General features: G+C 45.6%; 18 protein-coding genes. 9 read left to right on the top strand and 9 right to left on the bottom strand.

Going from position 1 to position 20,931, the window contains the following annotated elements:
• Nucleotides 1-105 precede the first annotated feature (105 nt).
• Together VC82_RS05130 and VC82_RS05125 are read left to right on the top strand one after the other, a co-directional pair.
• Nucleotides 106-801: a glycerophosphodiester phosphodiesterase gene (locus tag VC82_RS05130; RefSeq protein WP_045801410.1), complete on the top strand. Its 696-nt coding sequence runs from the start codon at nt 106-108 to the stop codon at nt 799-801.
• Nucleotides 801-2,075: a BaiN/RdsA family NAD(P)/FAD-dependent oxidoreductase gene (locus VC82_RS05125; RefSeq protein WP_045801409.1), complete on the top strand. Its 1,275-nt coding sequence runs from the start codon at nt 801-803 to the stop codon at nt 2,073-2,075. Before VC82_RS05130 ends, VC82_RS05125 begins: the two co-directional genes overlap by 1 nt.
• Here VC82_RS05125 and VC82_RS05120 read toward each other — a convergent pair.
• Both VC82_RS05120 and glpK read right to left on the bottom strand, forming a co-directional pair.
• A complete protein-coding gene (locus VC82_RS05120) occupies nt 2,068-2,799 on the bottom strand; it encodes an MIP/aquaporin family protein (RefSeq protein ID WP_045801408.1) in 732 nt (243 codons plus the stop codon). The two genes, VC82_RS05125 and VC82_RS05120, sit on opposite strands and share 8 nt — an antisense overlap.
• 112 nt (nt 2,800-2,911) lie before the next feature.
• A complete protein-coding gene (gene glpK / locus VC82_RS05115; RefSeq protein WP_045801407.1) occupies nt 2,912-4,408 on the bottom strand; it encodes a glycerol kinase GlpK in 1,497 nt (498 codons plus the stop codon).
• 76 nt (nt 4,409-4,484) lie between these two features.
• On the opposite strand from glpK, the gene VC82_RS05110 reads away from it, so the two are divergent.
• Nucleotides 4,485-5,018 (top strand): DUF1697 domain-containing protein, encoded by a 534-nt coding sequence (locus tag VC82_RS05110; protein WP_045801406.1) that lies wholly within the window; start codon nt 4,485-4,487, stop codon nt 5,016-5,018.
• Nucleotides 5,019-5,190: 172 nt separating this feature from the next.
• Here the strand turns inward: VC82_RS05110 and VC82_RS05105 are convergent, their stop codons facing one another.
• Nucleotides 5,191-5,664 carry a TspO/MBR family protein gene (locus tag VC82_RS05105; RefSeq protein ID WP_045801405.1) on the bottom strand — a complete coding sequence of 158 codons (474 nt, stop codon included), beginning with the start codon at nt 5,662-5,664 and terminating at the stop codon, nt 5,191-5,193.
• A gap of 91 nt (nt 5,665-5,755) precedes the next feature.
• Between VC82_RS05105 and VC82_RS05100 the strand changes: the two genes are divergently transcribed.
• The 6 genes from VC82_RS05100 (at nt 5,756) to VC82_RS15525 (ending at nt 11,097) form a co-directional block, all read left to right on the top strand.
• Nucleotides 5,756-6,838 (top strand): diphosphomevalonate decarboxylase, encoded by a 1,083-nt coding sequence (locus tag VC82_RS05100; protein WP_045801404.1) that lies wholly within the window; start codon nt 5,756-5,758, stop codon nt 6,836-6,838.
• 71 nt (nt 6,839-6,909) lie between these two features.
• The gene (locus VC82_RS05095; protein WP_045801403.1) at nt 6,910-7,842 is read left to right on the top strand and encodes a mevalonate kinase family protein; all 933 of its coding nucleotides are present in this window, start codon (nt 6,910-6,912) and stop codon (nt 7,840-7,842) included.
• 9 nt (nt 7,843-7,851) lie between these two features.
• A complete protein-coding gene (locus VC82_RS05090; protein ID WP_045801402.1) occupies nt 7,852-8,757 on the top strand; it encodes a geranylgeranylglycerol-phosphate geranylgeranyltransferase in 906 nt (301 codons plus the stop codon).
• Nucleotides 8,754-9,704, top strand: coding sequence for a carbon-nitrogen hydrolase family protein (locus tag VC82_RS05085; protein ID WP_045801401.1), 951 nt, complete (start codon nt 8,754-8,756; stop codon nt 9,702-9,704). The genes VC82_RS05090 and VC82_RS05085 overlap by 4 nt, the downstream gene beginning before the upstream one ends.
• A 98-nt stretch (nt 9,705-9,802) precedes the next feature.
• Nucleotides 9,803-10,660 (top strand): pseudouridine synthase, encoded by an 858-nt coding sequence (locus VC82_RS05080; RefSeq protein WP_045801400.1) that lies wholly within the window; start codon nt 9,803-9,805, stop codon nt 10,658-10,660.
• 284 nt (nt 10,661-10,944) lie between these two features.
• Complete coding sequence (locus VC82_RS15525) at nt 10,945-11,097, top strand: hypothetical protein (RefSeq protein ID WP_157517993.1); 153 nt, start codon at nt 10,945-10,947, stop codon at nt 11,095-11,097.
• A 40-nt stretch (nt 11,098-11,137) separates the two neighbouring features.
• On the opposite strand, the gene VC82_RS05070 is transcribed toward VC82_RS15525, so the two are convergent.
• The 6 genes from VC82_RS05070 to VC82_RS05045 form a co-directional block, all read right to left on the bottom strand.
• A complete protein-coding gene (locus tag VC82_RS05070; RefSeq protein ID WP_045801398.1) occupies nt 11,138-12,058 on the bottom strand; it encodes a PorP/SprF family type IX secretion system membrane protein in 921 nt (306 codons plus the stop codon).
• Nucleotides 12,059-12,062: 4 nt separating this feature from the next.
• Entirely contained in the window at nt 12,063-16,358 is a 4,296-nt protein-coding gene (locus VC82_RS05065; RefSeq protein WP_045801397.1) for a T9SS type B sorting domain-containing protein, read from the bottom strand.
• A 245-nt stretch (nt 16,359-16,603) separates the two neighbouring features.
• Nucleotides 16,604-17,890, bottom strand: coding sequence for an argininosuccinate lyase (gene argH, locus VC82_RS05060; protein ID WP_045801396.1), 1,287 nt, complete (start codon nt 17,888-17,890; stop codon nt 16,604-16,606).
• A 77-nt stretch (nt 17,891-17,967) separates the two neighbouring features.
• Complete coding sequence (locus tag VC82_RS05055; protein ID WP_045801395.1) at nt 17,968-19,044, bottom strand: M20 family metallo-hydrolase; 1,077 nt, start codon at nt 19,042-19,044, stop codon at nt 17,968-17,970.
• A complete protein-coding gene (gene argB / locus VC82_RS05050) occupies nt 19,041-19,817 on the bottom strand; it encodes an acetylglutamate kinase (RefSeq protein ID WP_045803267.1) in 777 nt (258 codons plus the stop codon). Before argB ends, VC82_RS05055 begins: the two co-directional genes overlap by 4 nt.
• A gap of 90 nt (nt 19,818-19,907) precedes the next feature.
• Nucleotides 19,908-20,849, bottom strand: coding sequence for a Rossmann-fold NAD(P)-binding domain-containing protein (locus VC82_RS05045; RefSeq protein WP_045801394.1), 942 nt, complete (start codon nt 20,847-20,849; stop codon nt 19,908-19,910).
• Nucleotides 20,850-20,931: the final 82 nt, after the last annotated feature.

The following is a 20,931-nucleotide window of genomic DNA, read 5'->3' as shown; positions in this document are numbered from 1 at the left end:
TTGAGTTCTGTTTCCAAATTGTATTTTTGTGCAGCATAATCTTTGAATATGGGAAAGACCGCGATAGCACTAATTGTAATAATGGTATTTTTTGGATGCTGCAATATGAGAAATTCCGTTCCTTTGGTCATTGGGCACAGGGGTGCCATGGGCCATGAGACCGAAAATACGTTGGCTTCTGTTAAAAAGGCAATGGAGTTGAATGCAGACATGATCGAAATTGACGTATTTAAGATTGATAGCGGTGAAATTGTAGTGTTCCATGATGAGCGCCTCGAAAGACTTTCCAATGCCGGGGGAAGAATAGAAGAGTACAACATCTTTGATTTGAGACAAGTGGTGCTTGATGGCAACCACCAAATACCAATGCTTCAAGATGTGCTTAAGCTCATCAACAACCAGACCACTCTGAATATAGAATTGAAAGGAGCGGATACCGCAAACCGTGTCAACTTCATACTTGATTATTATGTAAGGGAAAAAGGCTGGTCTTGGGATAATTTTTTGATTTCCAGCTTCAACTGGGATGAGTTGAAAAAAATGCGTGAAGCAAATCCTGATATTGCCATCGCTGTATTGACCGAAGAAGACCCCTTACAGGCAATTCCCGTAGCAAAAGAATTGAATGCGGTCGCCATCAACCCTGATTATAGGCAATTGACACAAGAAATAGTTGACAAAATTCAGGATGCAGGTTTTAAAGTCTATACATGGACGGTCAACAACCCTGAAGACATCGAAAAGATGAAAGAATTTGGGGTTGACGGTATCATTTCTGACTATCCAGAACGTGTTCGTTGATGTTTGATGTTATCGTTGTTGGTGGCGGTGCGGCCGGTTTTTATGGGGCCATCCACATGGCCCGGGCTAACCCGAAGCTCAAGATAGCCATTTTTGAACGCGGTAAAAACGTACTGTCAAAGGTAAAGGTCTCAGGTGGGGGCCGCTGCAATGTGACCCATGCGGAATTTTCACCTCACGAACTGGTTAAAAATTATCCCCGTGGCGAAAAAGAACTGTTGGGCCCATTTCATGAGCACTGCACGGGTGACACCATGGCCTTTTTTCAAGAAAACAGCATCGCCTTAAAAATTGAGGAAGATGGCCGTGTCTTTCCCAAGAGCGACTCTTCTCAGACCATTATCGATTTTTTTCTGTCCGAAGCTGACCGATTGGGCATTACCATTTTAAGAAACAGTTCGGTCAAAGAATTTAAGGTTGACGGTCAAGGCCAGTGGCAGGTGACCACCATGAATAAGCATTACTTCGCCAAAAAATTGTTTTTGGCCACTGGAAGCAATGGCAAAATCTGGAAATTACTGGAGCAGATGGGCCATACCATTGTGCCCCCTGTGCCATCGCTTTTTACGTTTAATATCAAAGACTCCCGTATCAATGGCCTACAGGGGATATGCTGTAATGTTTCAGTGGCAGTTTATCAAAAGAACAGGTACAACCCAAAAATCAAGATACAGCTCAAAAGCGGATTGCCAAAAAAACCCGAAATGGTTTCCGAAGGGCCATTGCTCATTACCCACTGGGGGCTCAGTGGCCCGGCTATTCTGAAGCTTTCGGCCTGGGGGGCCAATTTGCTGCACGACCTACAATATGACTTTAGGGTCGAGGTCAACTGGATGCCCGAATATACCACTGAATCGATGTATGGGTATCTAAGGCAGATCAAAGAGATGGAACCCAAAAAGACCGTAATAAAAAGCAGGGCCATCGAAATACCGCAACGTTTATGGTACCGGTTGGTTTTGGCCGCCGGAATCGAAAAAGATTTGAAATGGGCCAGTGCCACAAATGATGACCTTAAAAATTTGGCAAAAGAATTGACCGCCTGTTCTTTAAAGGTGAATGGAAAAAGCACGTATAAAGAAGAATTTGTGACCGCCGGGGGTGTCGATTTAAAGGAAATCAATTTCAAGACGTTTGAAAGCAAAATTGTGCCCAACCTCTATTTGGCAGGCGAAATTATCAACGTCGATGCCATTACAGGGGGTTTTAACTTTCAAAATGCTTGGACAGGGGCCTATATTGCTGCCAAGGCCATCTCTACTGACTTTAGTTAAGGGCCAACATCAAAAAAGCCGCCAAACAACCTCCGATTATTGGGCCCACTACAGGAATCCAAGAATAGTCCCAATTATTGGAACCCTTGTTTTTCAAAGGCAGCAGTGCATGAACGATTCGGGGACCCAGATCACGCGCAGGGTTTATGGCATACCCCGTAGTGCCGCCAAGAGACAGGCCTATTGCCCAAACAAGCAAGGCCACGGGCAAAGCGCCCAAAGATCCCAGACCAATAATAATGGGCTTTGAATCATTGAGGGTCGCATCGCTGAAATAAAGCACTGTGAAAACCAACACAAAAGTGCCCAAAACCTCACTGAACAGGTTCAACGCCGTATTGGGAATGGCCGGGGACGTACAAAAAACGCCCCGTTTGGTATTGCCATCTTCGGTGGCATCAAAATGTTCTTTGTTCACCAGCCACACACAGAAGGCAGCCAACATGGCACCGATAAACTGGGCCAAAATATAAGGGGGTACTTCTTGCCAAGGAAATTTTCCGGCAACCGCCAATCCCACTGTTACCGCCGGATTGATATGTGCCCCACTGTAAGGGGCCGCCACCACCACCCCTACATATACGGCCATGGCCCAGCCCGTTGTAATGACAATCCACCCTCCATTGTTGCCATACGTTTTAGAAAGGGCAACATTGGCAACCACGCCACAGCCCAAAAGCATTAATAAAAAGGTGCCGATGATCTCGGCCACAAATGGTGTCATAGTTCGGTTATTAGGTTATTGGTTATCAGTTATTTGTTTAGTGTATCACAAAAAGTGATACCATGATATGGTCGGGTCAATAATTGAACATATGATTGCTGTCTAGTCACCATCAACTATTTTTTGACCAATGTTCAAGAGCGTCAATGGCCCGATACCAGCCCTTGATTCCATCTTCGATGGGTCTTCTGTCAGGCGTGGGGCTGAAATGCACATCGGCCTCCCAAATATCCTGTATTTCTTCGGCGCTGTTCCAATATCCAACGGCCAATCCGGCAAGATAGGCCGCACCCATTACGGTGGTCTCCACAATTTTTGGGCGCACCGTGACCGTGTTCAACACATCGGCCTGAAACTGCATCAACATATTGTTGACGGTGGCCCCACCATCGACCCGTAATTCTTTGATGGATATTCCTGAATCGGCCTCCATCGCTTTTAAAATATCCATGGTCTGATAGGCGATGGAATCCAAAGCTGCCCTTGCTATATGGGCATCTGTGCTACCGCGTGTCAGCCCAAAGATGGTGCCCTGGGCATGTTGGTTCCAGTGCGGAGCGCCCAATCCCGCGAATGCGGGAACAAAATAAACACCCTCCGCACCATCAACCAAACCTGCCAGTTTTTCTACCTCAGAAGAAGTTTTAATGATCTTCAAGCTGTCGCGAAGCCATTGTACCACCGCTCCCGCAACAAAAATGCTTCCTTCAAAGGCATAATGTGTTTTCCCGTTGATTTTCCAGGCAACGGTCGTCAATAGATTGTTCTTTGAGATGATGGGCTTTTCACCAATATTCATCAGCATAAAACAACCGGTGCCATAGGTATTCTTGACCATGCCCTGTTTGGTGCACATCTGCCCAAAAAGGGCCGCTTGTTGATCGCCGGCAATGCCCGAAATGGGGATTTTGCCCGCAAAGAAATTCGGACTTGTATGGCCATACACCTCGCTTGATTGGCGTACTTCGGGCAAGGTGCTCTTTGGAATGGTGAACAGTTCGAGCAGTTCGTCATCCCAGTCCATGGTATTGATATTGAATATCAATGACCGAGAGGCATTCGCTACATCGGTGATGTGCAGGTTGCCTTGGGTCATCTTCCAAATGAGCCAAGAATCAATGCTGCCCCATGCCAATTCGCCTGCTTCGGCGCGTTTTCTGGCCCCTTCGACATGGTCTAAAATCCATTTCACTTTCGTGGCGGAAAAGTAAGAGTCGATGACCAGACCAGTCTTTTTTCGAATCAATTCAGCCTTACCCTCTTTATTGAGTTGATCGCAAAAATCGGCCGTTCGTTTGTCTTGCCAGACAATGGCGTTGTAAATGGGTTCGCCGGTATTGCGGTCCCACACAACGGCCGTTTCACGTTGGTTGGTAATACCGATGGCAGCGATTTGGGCAGCATCCAATCCCAACTTTGAAACCGCCTCGGCGGCGACACCGGCTTGGGTTGACCAGATTTCTTTGGCATCGTGTTCGACCCATCCCGGTTTCGGAAAAATCTGTGTGAATTCTTTTTGCGCCACCGAGACGATGGCTCCCTTTTTATCGACAACAACGGCCCGTGAGCTGGTGGTGCCCTGATCTAGGGCGAGAATATACTTGTCCATGAATGCGAATCAAAAATGTGTCTGAATTTACTAAAATAAATCAGTAGATTGGAAGTGGATTTTTTAAAGTGAAGGAATGCAAACCTATATCGCCCTGTTAAGGGGCATTAATGTCAGTGGCCACAAGACCATAAAAATGGCCGATTTGCGGAAAAGCCTTCACAAAAGAGGATTTGAAGGGGTACAGACCTATATTCAAAGTGGGAACATCGTTTTTATAAACAAGGGCGGGGAGCTGTTCGAACTTGAAGAAGGCATTAAAAAGGCCATTCTTGATGATTTCGGATTTGATGTGCCGGTTTTGGTGAGAACGGCAGAGGATTTAGAAAATATCTTGAAGAACAATCCTTTTTCCAAAGAAGAAAATACAAGGCAGTTGTTCTTTGTACTGCTAAAACAGCCACCGGCCAAAGCCTTGATCGATGAATTCAATAAATTAAAATTTGAAGGCGAAGACTTTCACATTACCAATGCCTGTGTGTACCTGAATTGTAAAATTGGCTTTGCAGAGGCCAAACTAAACAACAATTCAATCGAGCGCAAACTAAAAGTCGAGGCTACTGCCCGCAATTTGAGAACCATACAAAAGTTGATTGAAATGCCTGGTTAAAGTTTAAAAGGCCCCTGGCCCCAAAAGGGGGAATTCACAATTCAATGCCTAGACCCACGTATGTTGCGAACGTCATTGCAACCTCAAAAATTCGTGTTTTTTGTGTCTAAAAACCATTGCACTTGAATCTTGAGCTTGCGCTTTCCTCCTGTTTGGGTAGGTTAGGAAGGGCTTAATTCATCTCCCAAATCTTGTAATTCAATACGGCCGCGAAGCAGACCCAAAGAAAGTAAGGAACCATTAATACGGCAGCTGTTTTGCTGACCACTTTGAACCAACGAATAGTCAAAAAAATAAGTATCAATAGCGTTAAAATGACTATCAAGGCCCAAAACGGACTTTGAAATCCAAAGAAAACAATGCTCCATAGCGCATTGAACAGCAATTGGAAGGCAAAATGGTACAACGCTGTTTTGACCCATAGATGGTAGATGCCCTTGGCCCAAACGATACCGGCGGCCACGCCCATCAAAATATAGAGAACTCCCCAGACGGGCCCAAAAATCCAGTTCGGCGGATTAAAACTCGGTTTGTTCAGGGTCTGGTACCAATCATTGACCGAGCTTTGGGTGGCAAAACTCGCCAATATGCCTATCAAAAGGCATACGGTCATCGATATGGCGATGTAAACGAGTTTTTTTTTCATGGTTGGCACCTGTCACTACTAAAATAGGAAATTCTCACAATTGTGTGAACAGGTGCCACCTCGTATGTATCTTTGCCCAAATTGTTTTTTGATGACAGAAAAGGATTTTCTTTCTAAAAAAGCCGATGGCCTGGCAACAGGCGGAAAGGTAACGTGGAAGGCACCCAGCAATATTGCACTGGTGAAGTATTGGGGAAAGAAGGCCAACCAGATTCCCGCGAACCCATCCATTAGTTTTATGTTGGATGCCTGTGCCACGACGACAACGCTCTCATTCGAAAGAAAGAAAACCGCTGGTGAAGAATTTTCATTCGATTTTTACTTTGAGGGAAAACCCAAAGAAAGCTTCAAAGCAAAAATCAGCACGTTTTTCGGGCGGGTCGAGAGTTATCTGCCTTTTTTGAAGCAATACCATTTTGTGATCGAAACATCAAATTCATTTCCGCATAGCTCAGGAATAGCCTCTTCTGCCAGTGGAATGGCGGCTTTGGCGCTTTGTCTTCTTTCAATCGAAAAAGAGGCTGACCCTGCAATGTCAGAAGATTTTTTTATCAGAAAGGCCTCCTTTTTGGCCCGGTTGGGGTCGGGCAGTGCCTGTCGCAGTATTGAGGGAGATGTGATTCAATGGGGCGAGACACCTACGATACCCGAAAGCTCTGATTTATATGGAATCAAATATCCTTATCCGGTACACCCAAATTTCAAGAACTTTCATGATACCATTCTGTTGGTGCACAAGGGCCAGAAGCAAGTGAGCAGTTCGGTGGGGCATGATTTGATGCACGGCCACCCGTTTGCCGAAAAGCGGTTTCAGCAGGCGCATGGCAATCTTGAAAGGCTGAAAGCCATTTTTTCCGATGGAAACCTTGATGCCTTCATTGAAATCGTTGAGAGCGAGGCACTGACGCTGCACGCCATGATGATGACCAGCCAACCCTATTTTATGCTGATGCAGCCCAATACACTCGAAATCATCAATAAAATTTGGGAGTATCGAAAAGAGACCGGGCGACATGTCTGTTTTACCTTGGATGCAGGGGCCAATGTACATGTACTGTACCCAGAATCTGAAAAGAAACCGGTTTATCAGTTTATCTGTGAGTCATTGTTGCAGCATTGCGAGAACGGCCACCACATTTGTGATCGAATAGGTTTTGGGGCAAAAAAATTGTAAATTATCGTTATAATATTCGACCGAAATCGTCGATTCAGTACATTTGCACATCAAACGTCTGATAATTAGCTATGAAAGGTCCATTGTTTTATTCAAAAATTCTGCTATTCGGGGAGTACGGCATCATCAAAGATTCCAAAGGACTCTCCATTCCCTATAACTTTTTCAAAGGGGCGTTGAAGACCACCGAGAATCTATTTGAGGAAGCCAAAAAGTCAAATGAGGGCCTAAGGCGTTTTGCTGATTATTTGGAAGAAATACAAGATGATGGGTTGGTCACCTTCGATATTTCTTCGATGAAGGAAGATGTTTCAAAAGGAATGTATTTTGATAGTTCTATTCCCCAAGGCTACGGTATCGGAAGCAGCGGGGCCCTAGTGGCGGCCATCTATGATAAATACGCCCATGATAAGATTACGGTATTGGAGAACCTTACCCGAGAAAAACTGCTGAAACTAAAGGATATTTTTGGCAAGATGGAATCGTTTTTCCATGGTAAATCGTCAGGTCTTGACCCCTTGAACAGTTATTTGAGCCTGCCCATTTTGATCAATTCAAAAGACAATATAGAGTCGACCAGCATACCTTCACAGAACAAAGAGGGCAAGGGCGCTGTCTTTCTGCTCGATAGCGGCATGACGGGAGAAACGGCCCCCATGGTACAGTTGTTCATGGAAAAGATGAAACAAGAGGGTTTTAGAAATGTGATAAAAGACCAGTTTGTCAAACATACCGATGCCTGTGTCGAGCACTTCCTGAACGGCGACATCAAAGGACTGTTCGGGCATGTAAAGCAACTTTCGCACGTAGTGCTCGACCATTTCAAGCCCATGATTCCCAAGCAGTTCCACTCTCTTTGGAAAAAGGGGATTGAGACCAACGATTACTACCTAAAACTTTGTGGTTCTGGCGGCGGCGGCTATATTCTCGGCTTCACTGAAGATATCGACAGGGCCCGAAAGGCTTTGAAGGGCCACAAGCTAGAGGTGGTCTACAATTTCTAGAAATACGTAATGCTCAACAGAAAGCAAAGGTTCTATCTCTTCAAATTGCTGAGCCTTTTTTCTGTGGTACGTGGGTACAACATACTCATGATTACATTGGCACAGTACCTGGCTTCTATCTACATTCTGGCGCCAGACCTGCCATTGGCAAAGGTGGTTTTTGACCTCAACCTTTTTTTGATTGTCACCGCTTCAGCCCTCGTTATCGCCGCGGGGTACATCATCAATAACTTCTACGATGCCGAAAAAGATCTGATCAACAAGCCCACAAAAAGCATGTTGGACAGGCTTGTGAGCCAGCGGTTTAAGTTGACCACTTATTTTGTGCTCAATTTTGTGGCAGTCTTCACCGCCAGTTATATTTCCTTTCGGGCCGTACTGTTCTTTTCGGCATATATTTTTGGCATTTGGTTCTACTCACACAAACTAAAGCGAATTCCGCTATTGGGCAATTTTGTCTCTGCCACTCTTGCCATTGCACCCTTTTTTGTGGTTTTTGTGTACTATCGAAATTTTGAAACCGTCATCTTTGTACATGCTGTTTTTCTTTTTTTGCTCATTCTGGCCCGTGAAATGATAAAAGATCTAGAAAACATGCCCGGTGACATGGCGCAGAACTACCGCACCATTCCCCTGATTTTCGGCCCACGGGTTTCAAAGGCATTGGTCACCTCGTTGGCCGTATTGACCTTGATACCCGCTTACCTTCTCATAAAGATATTCGATGTGGGGTATATGTACCTGTATTTCTGGGGAAGCATCATTTTATTGGCACTGTTCATATTCCTGCTTTGGAAAGCAACCGGAAAAAAACATTATGTATGGCTGCACAACATCTTAAAGTTCATCATTGTTTTGGGTGTTTTCAGTATTTTGTTGATTGATGTGGACCTGGTCTTAAATAGGATTTTATGAAGGAAAATGAGTTGAAAGTCGCCCTGGCACAGATAGCCCCTGTTTGGTTAGATAAAAAGGCAACCCTTGAAAAAATCCTTGTGGCAATTCAGGAAACAGCCAAAGAGAAGACCGAGCTTTTGGTCTTTGGTGAAGCACTGTTGCCCGGCTACCCATTTTGGTTGGCCTATACCGATGGCGCGGCTTGGGATTTGCAATTGAACAAAGAACTACATGCCCATTACGCACAAAACTCCATACAGATTGAAGCAGGTGAACTGGATGCCATATGCCAGATGGCCAAAGAAAATCGAATGGCTCTTTATCTAGGCATGATCGAGCGGGCCAAAGACCGCGGAGGACACAGCCTGTATTGTGCATTGGTCTATATCGACCAACATGGGGAAATCAAATCGGTACACCGAAAACTGCAACCCACCTATGATGAACGGCTGACCTGGGCGCCCGGTGATGGTAATGGGCTGCAGGTACACCCCTTGAAACAGTTCACCGTTGGCGGACTCAATTGTTGGGAGAATTGGATGCCCCTGCCCCGTGCAGCCTTGTATGGTCAGGGCGAAAACCTACACGTTGCGGTATGGCCCGGCAACTTGAACAACACGAAAGACATTACCCGATTCATTGCCCGCGAATCAAGAAGCTATGTGATTTCGGTTTCATCGATGATGACCCAAAAGGATTTTCCTTCCGATACGCCACATTTGGATAAAATCTTGGAAAAGGCTCCTGATGTTTTGGCCAATGGTGGCTCATGTATCGCTGGCCCTGATGGCGAATGGGTTTTGGAACCTGTTGTGGGTGCAGAGGGAATCATCCATCATACCATCGATATCAACCGAGTCTATGAAGAACGACAAAATTTTGACCCTGTGGGGCACTATTCTCGTCCGGATGTGACAAAGTTATTGGTCAATAGAGAACGGCAGTCAACGGTTTTTTTTAAATAACAGGTTAATATGTTGTACAATGGTCTTGGCAATATATTGAAACAACGAATCTGGCTTGCATCCATTCTTTGACTATCTTTGCGAAAATTTAAGGACTGATGGCGAAATCAGACAACTACAAGGGCCGAAAGGCTTCGGGCAGGCAAGGTGGCAGTTATAGAGAAAAAAGTAATGCCCGTGGCAATTCTCCGATAAAACGAAGCCAACAACAAAAAGAGACAGCACCCCAATTAAAAAAGGACCCCAATCTTATTCGTTTGAACCGTTTTATTGCCAATGCGGGGGTTTGTTCCCGAAGAGAGGCCGACACCTTCATCAAAGCGGGCAATGTGACCGTAAATGGCAAGGTGATTACCGAGATGGGGCACAAGGTAAAGCGCACTGACGATGTGCGGTTTGATGGGCGAAAGCTGAACCCCGAGAAAAAGGAGTACGTGCTGCTCAACAAGCCCAAGAACTTTATCACCACTACCAGCGATGAAAAAGGGCGTAGAACCGTGATGGAACTGGTTTCAAGTGCCTCAAAGAACCGTCTCTATCCCGTGGGCCGTTTAGATCGCAACACTACAGGACTCCTTCTCTTTACCAACGATGGCGATCTGGCCAAAAAATTGACCCACCCAAAACACGGGGTCCGCAAGATTTACCATGTACACTTGGACCAAAACCTAAAAATCGCCGACCTGCGAAAGATTCGTGAGGGCCTGCAGTTGGAAGATGGCAAAATAGAGGTCGATGAGGTCGACTACGTAAAGGGTGCCACCAAAAAGGAAGTGGGCATCGAAATTCATTCGGGCCGCAACCGTATTGTGCGCCGCATCTTTGAGCATTTGGGCTATACGGTGACAAAACTAGATCGTGTGGTTTTTGCCGGACTCACCAAAAAAGACCTGCCGCGAGGCCATTGGCGGCCTTTGACGCAACAAGAGGTGATCAATTTGGGGATGATAAAGTGAGAAGGGGAGATTTCACTTGGCTTTTTTCAACCCTTGTTATTGTCTTGATATTTGTATGGATTTCCAATGACCCAAAGGGGGTCACTGATATGAACATTCATGACACTTATTTTGTAATTGCCAACGAATATTTCTGGTTTTGCATTACCGTAACCATTTTTTCTTTCAGCTATTTATTGAAGTGTTTGCTAAATGGTTTCTCGAGCAGGTCATCTAACCTTATATTGTTGGTTTCATGGGGTTTGACTGCGTTTATTATAGTTCCCGCAAGTCAGTTTTTGTTTATGGCTTCAGGTTTTGATGATGGCTTGGAGGGTACCCCAACAGCTGATTTTTGGAAAAACGTATACCTTGGTTTAAAGGTGTTCTATATTTTGGTTTTGGCAGTATTTGGCTTTTTGGCCTTTAAAACAGGGCAAAACTGGGGCAATAAGTAATCAATTGCAAGTGATAAAACGCCTTTTTTATATTTGACCATCAATCAACAGCGTAGCCATTTCCTGCACGATAACTGAGGACAATACCGTGGGTGTTGCCTATGGGCGAGTCGGCACTGCCTTGGGTATAACTATAGAGCGCCCTAAAATTTTTAAAGAGGTAGAAGCCGGCAAAAGCGTTCAACGTGTTGCTGGTTCTATAGCCTGCGCCGATTTCAACGGTATTTTTGATGTTTACCGATAGGTTGGCATCGACCTGAAAGGGTGCCCCTGATTCATACTTAAAGAGCATACTGGGTTTGAACACGAAATCGGGCTGAAAACGGCTTAGGGCGATATGATATCCGGTATACGCGTAAATGGGCCGTGATAGCTGTAGATTGTCTTGGTTGGCAAAAGTGTCGCCCAATAGATTGGGCATGGATGCCCCCACAAAAAAGTTGCCATGGCCAAAAAGTATGCCCGCACCTGCCAATGGCAAAGTTGTGTTGACGTTCTCGGTAAAGTTGGGGTCGTCTTGTATGCCCAAGCCCAAGAGGTCTTGGTTGTACAGCAGTGCCCCTGCATTCAGGCCAAAAGAGATAAAGGTACGATCATAGACTTTCCAGTAGGGGTGCCTGTTGTCGTTCAAATAAATCTTGTACGAATAGGCGGCAAAAATCTGTGTTGCTGAAGTAACCCCGATCTCATCGTTTATGACCCCCGCACCGAGTCCCATTTTCTGGTTTTGCAATGGCGTGTTGAAGGTGAAAGCAAAGCTTCTCGGAGTGCCTTGAAAATCTGGATTGCCGAACCCAATGTTGCTCAATGTGGCCTCTGCACCATCAAATACTCCGGCATAGGCCGAGTTGATGACAAAGGTGTTGTAATTGTATTCCGTAAAGGTCGGGGTCTGTTGCGCCCATGCCAAATATGTGGAGGCAATGGCAAAAACCACCATTGAAAAAAACTTTTTTGCCATAGTCTTATCGCTTTAACACCAAGTACCCTTGGGTAGTCTTTAGATTATGTTCTTCTGGAATGTTGATTTGAAAAAAATAGGTGCCCTCAGGAAGCTGTCCGGCCCCCATACCCGTCAACTGGTTGGCCTCGCCCCTGAATACATTTCCGGCATTGTCATACCCCTCGATCTTGAACACCATATCACCCCAGCGGTTAAAGATTATCACCGTATTGGCAGGATGGTTCTCTATTCCGTTGATTTCCCAATAATCGTTGATGCCGTCTCCATCGGGTGAAAACCCAAAGAGGGTTTCTGCTTGGCCTTCTTCCCTAAGTCCAATTGTAGTGAACGATTCTTCGTTGCATCCCAGGGCATTGCCTTGGGCATTGTAGGGAGTGATCGTCACGTAAATCTGCTGGGCATTCGGCAAGTTTTCGGCCAAATCATACGAGGTCAACAGTCCTACATCCTCCCCATTCAAAATATCATTGCCCCCAGAATCGGTTCCAATGGTCAATCGATAACCGTCGGCTGCGGCAATGCTATCCCAAGAAATGTCGGTATCAACGGCAACATCCATTGCCCCATCTGCAGGGGTGTTCAACCGGGTACAGTTTGGTACCGAATTACCCATGTCGTTGAAGGTGGTAAAGCTTTCTTCGACACATCCGGTGGCATCTCCCACAGAATTGTAGGGTACGATGGTCACAAAAATCTCGGTATTCATCGGCAGGTCATTAGGCAGGTCAAAAAAGGTGACATTGCCCACGTCTGCAGAATCGAGAATGTCGTTTTGCCCTGAAGCGGCTCCTACAATCAATCGATAGCCGTTGGCATTTGAAACAATATTCCATGATAGATTTATATCGATGGGAATATCGGCAGAACCATTGTTCGGACTTAGCAATGAAGTACATTCGGGTATGGTAGGTTCTTCACCGGTCACAAAAAACGCTTCAGTACAGCCTATCGCATCACCTGTGTCGTTATAGGGTACTATTAGTACATAGATGTCACTGTTCTCCGGTAGGTCGTTGGGCAAATCGAAGACCGTCACATTCCCGACATCTACATCATCTAAAATATTGTAGCTCACCGATGCCCCATCGCGGATACTCAATCGGTATCCATCGGCATTGTTTACCGAATTCCAAGTTAAATCGGTTGTGATGGAAATATCGACCGCTCCGTCAATCGGGCTGACCAATGTTGTGCAGCTGGGTATCGTTGGGGTGCTGGTCGTGAAACTCTCCTCAGAACAATCCAAAGCACTTCCAACGGAATCGTAGGGCACTATGGTTACAAATATCTGGGTATTGGCAGGTAAATCTGTAGCCAGGTCATAAGTAGTTGCATTTCCGACATCCACATTGTTCAAAATATCATTGCCGCCCGATGAAGTTGCCACTGTTAAACGGTACCCATCGGCAATAGGTTCGGTTTCCCATGTCAAGTCGGTCGTCACGGAAACGTTGGTCGCACCATTTAATGGATTGATCAATCGTACGCAGGCCACAGTGGAAGCAAGGTCTGTGGTGAAGCTTTCTTCGCTGCATCCTACTGCATCGCCTACAGTATTGTAGGGGGTTGTCAAAACATAGATTGTTGTTCCATGTGGTAGGTCACTGGGCAAATCGTAGGTGGTCACATTGCCCACATCGAAATTGTTCAGAATATCGTTTGCTCCCGAAGAAGTACCAACGGTCAACCTGTAACCTGTAGCTTCTGTTATTGCGTTCCATGTTACATCAGTATCCCATGGCACGTCTGCCGAACCGTTTGCAGGATTTGAAAGTGTTGTACAACTTGGCACGGTCGCCACATTGGTTGTGGTAAAGCTTTCCTCGGTACAGTCCATGGCACCCCCAGCAACATTATAAGGTGTCACCGTTACATAGATTTCGGTGTTTTCAGGCAGATCGGTGGGTAGATCATATGTGGTTACGTTGCCCACGTCAAAATTGTCAAGAATATCGTTGTTGCCAGTGGTTGTGCCGATAGTTATTCGATACGCGTCGGCACCATTGGCGTGGTTCCATGAAACATCGGTATCAATGGCAACATCGAGAGCACCGTTTTCGGGTGATACCAGGGAGGTGCAATCGGGTACTACATAATCACTGCCCGTGGTAAATGATTCTTCGGTGCATCCGCCCAAACTTCCATCTGAAAAAACGGGCGTGATATTAACAAAATAAGTTGTGTTGAAAGCTAGGTCGGTGTCAAAGTTGAACGTTTCCACTTTGCCCACATTGGTAGCGGGCACAACATCTGAAGCTCCGGTTGCGGTGCCCACGGTCAAGATATAACTGCAAGCACTTGGGTTTTCTCGCCAAGTTAGGCCAGTGGTCACAGGCACATCGGTAGCAGCGTTCAATGGGTTTATTAGGGATGCACACGTCTTGTTGACGTTGATGTTCAGCGAGATGTCGTTTCGAACCAACAACAGGTTTTTGCCATCGGTGCCCGGTGGATTTGCGTTTTCAAAAGGCACAAGATCACTGGTTATCTCACAGTAATAGACACCGGCATCACAGTCATCCAATTCGATCAATACCAATTCTGGGCTATCGGGGGCACCTGCCAAGGGCATACCATCTTTGAACCATTGGTAATGGTTCTGGCTACCACGCACAATGGTGGTCAGGGTGATGTCTTCACCAGCATTTCTCGTGAAGTTTTCAATGTTGTTGACCTTGGCTTGGGGAGCGTAATGATACTCGGTCATGATGGGCAGCTCTGTACTACTGAAAGTGTTGGTTGCCGACATATTGAATACATACTCAGCGTGGTCATCCTCAAAATCACCAAACTCGAAATTATTGTCGTTGAAACGCAACCTGAAATAATTGGTATTGGGATTGATTAGGCCGGCAAAATCTGGGATTCTCCCAGAAAGATTATTAAAATGGACATATAGCAGCTGAGAGGCATAAATACCGCCACGTGCGGCCTGTATGTTGTAAAATTGGTCCATGATATCGGTACCGGAAAATAGGTTGTTATTGCCAATAAAGCTTGCCAAATTTGTGTTTTGGGTGATATTCAACGATTGAATTTGGTTAAAGGAGCAATCTATATAATAGAGTTGGGGGTTTTGCGTAAGATCCAAACCTGTTCCCGTGAAAAGGTTGTTGCTGATGATCAATGAGCCCAATTCAGGGTTGTTGGTGACGTCCAAACCAGGAAATTGATTGTAACTGATGTTCAATCGCTCCAATAACGGATTCTGTGATAAATCCAATGTGGTCAATTGGTTTCGGTTAACATTTACATCTTCAAGTAGAACATTTGAAGTTATGTCTAAAGTGGTCAGTTCATTGCTGCCCAGGTCCAAATCTGTTAGGTTGACATTGTTCACGATGTCGATAGATGTCATCTCATTATTGGATAAATCAAGGTCTTCCAAGGCAAGATTTTGACTTAAATCTACGACGAGCGGGCCAAGACCATTTTCAATGCTGTTCAGTTCCAAATTGATCAGTCCGGGTTGATTGACAAAGGAAATATTGGTGATTCGATGGTTGTTTATGTCTATATCTGTCAATGTATTGGTTGCGGGCAGTAAAAGGGTCTGCACATTGGTGACGAACAAATACAGGTTTTCAAGAGCAATGAATTCTGACACGTCTACGGTATCTAAATTGATTGCTGAAATGGAAAGTGATTTCAATACCGTTTTTTCATCGGGCAAGGTAATGGTAACAGGATTAACGGCCGCGCTTCCGCGAATCCGCAGATTTTCGAGGCCTGATAGCTTTGAAAAATTTAGGTCATCTTCCCGAACTTGGTTGATGTCGATATCGGTCAAGCTTGCAGTTTCAGGTAATATAAGATCATCGATGTTCACCATATAACCAATGGTCAAATCTTCTAGATTTATGTTATTCGATAAATCTAAAACAGTGATTGGCGGGTGCGGCACAAGACCTGGAATATAGCTATCCAATTCAAGAATGCGCAATGCAGTGTTGTTCGAGAGATCCAACGATGCCAGTGCATCATTGTCATCAAAAACCAATTCTTCCAATGCGGTGAGGGTATTTAATGGTAGGGTGGCGAACTGATTGCGGCCAGCGTTCAAGGTAATAAGATTTACAAAGGCTTCAAGCCCCGTAAAATCGGTAATGGTGTTCACCGTTATATTTAAATTGGTCACCGCGGCCGCATCGGCATTGAGAATATCACCGGTCAATCCGTTGCTGTCAATGCCCTCATCGACTAAAAATTGCTCAAAATTAACATCTGGAACAGGGGTCTGCGAAAATAGTTGGAAAGTTGAAAAAAGAAGTAAAAGGCAGCGTAATGGTTTTGCCATGTGTTAGTGTTTGGTGTTCTGTTCAAACGATATATACACCAAATTATTTTGTGATTATTGGCAATCAACGGGTTCCAAGACCTTCTTTTCATAAAAAATACCGAAACAATGACTTGAAAATTATCAAAGAATGCCATAGGTTCCAAAAAAATACTTTGGTACTGGCCATTGGCGCCATTTGACCTAACGATACTCCGCCTCCGCCAAAGTCGGAACCACCCCTCCCTGACAAGGGCGGGGAGCCGTTAGGGTTTTAAAGCCTTCTGCATTTTTGCTTTGATCTCATCCAAACACAAATTCCCTAAACTGCCCTTATGGGTATGTTTGATGTCCTTTTTCGGTTTAAAATTGCCGTTTTCAATGGCCTGTCCCATGGTCTTGTAGGCATCACGAAAGGGCATACCGCTTTTGACCATCTCGTTCAGCGTATCGACACTGAAGAGGTAGTCGTACTTTGGGTCGTCAAGAATGTCTTTGTTGACCTTGATTTCCTTTAAACTGAAGGTCATCATCTCGAGACAGGCCTTTATGTCTTGCAAGGCAGGCACGATGATTTCCTTGACCAGCTGAAGGTCCCGGTGGTAGCCGCTCGGCAGATTGTTGGTGATAAGTGTGAGTTGATTGGGCACGGCCTGTATCTTGTTGCACTTGGCGCGGATCAATTCAAACACATCGGGATTCTTTTTATGGGGCATGATGCTGCTGCCCGTGGTCAGTTCATTTGGGAAAGAGATAAAATCAAAGTTCTGGCTCATGTAGAGCGTGATGTCCATCGCCAGTTTTGAGAGCGTGGCCGCGATGCTTGAAATACCGAAAGCGGTGGCCTTCTCGACTTTTCCACGGCCCATTTGGGCGGCGACCACATTGTATTTGAGGGTCTCGAACCCCATTTCTTTGGTGGTGAAGCTTCGGTCGATGGGGAAGGAGCTTCCATACCCTGCGGCGCTCCCCAACGGATTTTGGTCCGCAACCTTGTAGGCGGCTTGTACGAAGTAGAGATCATCGACCAGACTCTCGGCATAGGCCGAAAACCAGAGTCCGAACGAAGAGGGCATGGCTAGCTGTAAATGTGTATAACCTGGCAGCAGCACCTTTTGGTGTTGTTTGGCCAGTTTCAGCAGTAAATCAAACAATGTTTTGACCTGTGCCTTGATTTCGGTCAGTTCATCCTTGAGGTACAATTGCATGGCCACCAACACTTGGTCGTTTCGTGAACGTGCGGTATGGATTTTCTTTCCCGTATCGCCCAATCTCTTGGTGAGCAGAAATTCGATTTTTGAGTGCATGTCCTCAAAATCATCCTCGATGGTGAACTTGCCTTTTGCGATGGATTTTCCAATGGTCTCCAATTCCTTTAACAACGCATCGGATTCATCCTTGGAAATCAATCCCATCTTGCCCAGCATCTTCGCGTGGGCCTTTGAGGCGATGACATCGTATTTTGCCAAAACGAGATCAAGCTCACGGTCATTGCCCACGGTGAATTGGTCTATTTTTTTATCGGTGCTAAAGCCTTTGTCCCAGAGTTTCATTGTTTTTTAGATGTTTGATTTTCGATGTGAGACGCAAGAACTGATTACGAGGAATCTAGAACCTCACGTCCAATATCTCATTTCTTTGATAAGAATCCCTCCAAAATATCAATATACAGCCCAACGCCCTCGATTACCTCATCTACATAAATAAACTCATCGGCGGAGTGCGACCGCGTGCTGTCACCAGGGCCCAATTTCAACGATTGGCAGCTTAATTCTGCTTGATCGGATAATGTTGGCGAACCGTAGGTTTCCCTGCCCAGCGCAATGCCCGATTGCACCAAAGGGTGGTTGATTGAAATCGAAGAACTACTCAAATTCAATGAACGCGGCGTCAGTTTGCAAGGGGCTTCCTTTTTCAAGATTTCATAAACCTCTTCGTTGGTATAACAATCGTTCACACGGGTGTCAATAACAAGGTCAACGTGCCCTGGCACCACATTGTGCTGGCTGCCCGCATTGATTTGGGTGACCGTCATTTTCACTGGCCCGAGGACCTCCGAAACTTTTTCAAACCTGTAATTCTTGAACCATTGCAAAACCTCTATGGTGTTGTAAATGGCATTGTTGTCATTCGGGTGTGCCGCATGCGAAGGCGTGCCCTCCACTTTTCCCTCAAAGACTACCAATCCCTTTTCAGCAATGGCCAATTGCATTTGGGTGGGCTCGCCCACAATGGCCACATCTATTTCAGGAAGAATGGGCAGCAAAGCAGAAATACTCTTGTCACCAGCATCCTCTTCTTCGGCCGTGGCGCTCATGATGATATTATGGCTGAGGTCTTGACGCTCGTAGAAGTGGACAAAAGTCGCCAACAACGAAACCAGAGCCCCACCCGCGTCGTTGCTGCCCAGCCCGTACAATTTTCCATCCTCGATATGCGGATTGAACGGGTCTTTGGTATAAGCGGAATTGGGTTTCACTGTGTCGTGGTGTGAGTTCAGCAGCAGATTGGGCTTGCTTTCATCATAGTATTTGTTGAACGCATAAATGTTGTTGTATTGCCTTTTGGTATCAACTCCAAACTTTTCCAACCAATTGTCAATGGCGGTTGCCGTCCCGTCTTCCTCTTCGGAAAAGGATGGAATGGATATCAGCTCTTTCAACAATTCTAGGGCTTCTTTTGCCAAGGTGTCTTTATCTAGCGTCATAACGTGAGCGTTGTATAATTGGGGTTCCCTTTTTCAAACAGGGCTAAATTACCGATTCTTACTTCGTTCACCCCATGTTGCAGGGCGTGGAAGCAGTTGTGCAGTTTTGGGAGCATGCCATTACTGATAATGCCATCGGACATCAATTTTTGATAGGATGTGGAATCGATTTTTTTGATTACCGAACCCTTATCGGAAACATCACGCAGCACCCCGTTCATTTCAAAACAGTAATACAATGTTACCTCAAAATCATCGCTCAATCCCACCGCCAATTCGGAAGCAATGGTGTCGGCATTGGTGTTCAACAACTGCCCTTCTTGGTCGTGGGTCAATGCACAGAAAATGGGCGAGATCCCAAGATGTAAAAGATTGGTTATCAAATCGGCATTAATGCCGTCCACATCACCAGCAAAGCCGTAATCCATCTCCTTTACAGGTCGTTTATGCGCTTTGATGGTGTTGCCGTCTGCACCGCTCATACCCAGAGCGTTGCAGCCCAAAGATTGTAATCGCGCCACAATTTTTTTATTGGCGAGCCCGCCATAGACCATTAGGGCCACATCAAGGGCAGTTTCATCGGTGATTCGGCGACCTTTGTGCATTTTGGGTTCGATACCCAGTTTTTTGGAAATTTCAGAAGCTTTTTTGCCCCCACCGTGGACCAATATCTTTGGATTATCCATTGCAGCGAACAGCTTAAGAAATTGCAGAAGCTGGGTCTCATCTTCGATGATATTGCCTCCTATTTTTATGATACTCAGTTTTTCCATTTTTGTCATTCCCGCCCTTCGTCTTCGCTCAGGATGGACTTCGGCGGGAATCCCTTTATTTAGGTCTCGACTGCGCTCGACCTGACATTTTTATTTTATATTCTCCAATATCCTTTTCAAAACCACTTGCGCAGCATAGGTTCTGTTATTGGCCTGTTCGATGACAAGGCTTTGCAGACTGTCCAACACGGCATCTTCGACCACCACGTTTCGTCGTACGGGTAGGCAGTGCATGAATTTTGCATCGCCCAGTTTTTCTTGCGTCATCATCCAGTTTTTATCTGTGTGCAGCACTTTTCCGTACTCCGAATAGCTGCTCCAGTTTTTGACATAGACAAAGTTCGCATTTTCCAGGGCTTGGCGTTGGTTGTGCACAATTTTACAGCCTTTTGTTACTTCAGGGTTCAGTTCGTACCCTTTCGGATGCGTGATGACGAACTCGGCCTCTTGCAATCTCATCATGTTCACAAATGAATTTGGCACTGCATGCGGCAGGGGTTTGGGATGGGGTGCCCATGACAGCACCACTTTGGGCCGTTCAATTATTCTATGCTCTTCAATGGTAATGGTATCGGCCAAGGCCTGCAGCGGATGGGCCACTGAGCTTTCCATGTTCACCACGGGAATTGAAGCATATTTTTTGAATCCGTTCAGCACTTCTTCAGCCTCGTCCTTTTTTTTGTCCAAAAGCCCTGCAAAGGCACGTATGGCCACAATGTCACAGTACTGTGACACCACTTGGGCGGCTTCCTTGATATGCTCGGCCTTGCCACCATCCATTACTGCACCGTCTGAAAACTCCAATTGCCAACCTTCACTTCCAAAATTCATGACCATGACCTCCATACCTAAGTTCATGGCCGCCTTTTGTGTGCTCAAACGGGTGCGCAGGCTATTGTTGAAAAACAACAGGCAAATGGTTTTTTGATGGCCCAATTGTTCAAATTGATACGGATTCTTTTTCAATGCAATGGCTTCGTTGACCGTAGTTTGCAGGTCGCCGATGTCGTGTATGGATAGATAGTGTTTCATATTTTTTCAGTCATTTCGACAGAACGAAGTGAGGAGAAATCTATTTATTGATCTTGAGATTTCTCACATACGTTCGAAATGA

Origin of the sequence: Flagellimonas lutaonensis (assembly GCF_000963865.1) — a bacterium.
In the GTDB taxonomy this organism is placed as follows: domain Bacteria; phylum Bacteroidota; class Bacteroidia; order Flavobacteriales; family Flavobacteriaceae; genus Flagellimonas_A; species Flagellimonas_A lutaonensis.
The sequence above is the reverse complement of the archived record's forward strand: the minus strand, read 5'-3'. Positions and strand labels throughout refer to the sequence as shown.